At 63.5% G+C, this 830-nt stretch carries 1 protein-coding gene; it reads right to left on the reverse strand.

Annotation, left to right across the window (positions count from 1 at the left end):
- On the reverse strand, window positions 1-830 hold an 830-nt coding region (locus tag WLY71_RS30615), incomplete at both ends, for a PKD domain-containing protein (protein ID WP_347806568.1).

Consider the following 830-nt stretch of genomic DNA (forward strand, 5'->3'; position numbering starts at 1 on the left):
ACCGTGAAGTTAACCACGCTGACGTCGCCGTCGACGCTGCTGGTGCCGGTGAGGACGCTGCCGGTCACCGGAGCGTCTTCGGAAGTGGTCACGGTTTCGCTGATGTCGGTGAAGCTGTCGTCGACCGGGGTGACGCTGATGTTCAAGGTCGAAGTGACGTCGGAGCCGGAGCCGTCAGTCACGGTATAGCTGACCGTCGGCACCGCGCCGTTGTAGTTGGCGGTCGGAGTGAAGGTGTAGGCGCCGTTCGTTCCGATCACCAGGGTGCCGACGTTGGCGACGGTCGCGGTGCTGCCAGCGGCGTAGGTGGTTTCGCCGATGGTGAAGTTGAGCACACTGACCGGGCCATCAACGCTCGACGTCCCGTTAAGCACGCTGCCGCTGACCGGGGCATCTTCGCCCGTGGTCACGGTTTCGCTGATGTCGGTGAAGCTGTCATCGACCGGGGTGACGCTGATGTTCAAGGTCGAGGTGACATTGCTGCCGGAGCCGTCGGTGACGGTATAGCTGACCGCCGGCACCGTGCCGTTGTAGTTGGTTGCCGGGGTGAAGGTGTAGGCGCCGTTGGCGGCAAGCACCAGGGTGCCAACGTTGGCGAGGGTCGCGGTGCTACCGGCGGCGTACTGGGTACCGCCAACCGTGAAGTTGAGCACACTGACCGGACCATCAACGCTCGACGTCCCGGTAAGCACGCTGCCGCTGACCGGGGCATCTTCGCTGGTGGTCACGGTTTCGCTGATGTCGGTGAAGCTGTCATCGACCGGGGTGACGCTGATGTTCAAGGTCGAGGTGACATTGCTGCCGGAACCGTCAGTCACGGTGTAGCTCAC

It is taken from the genome of Pseudomonas rossensis (genome assembly GCF_039888995.1).
Lineage (GTDB): Bacteria > Pseudomonadota > Gammaproteobacteria > Pseudomonadales > Pseudomonadaceae > Aquipseudomonas > Aquipseudomonas rossensis.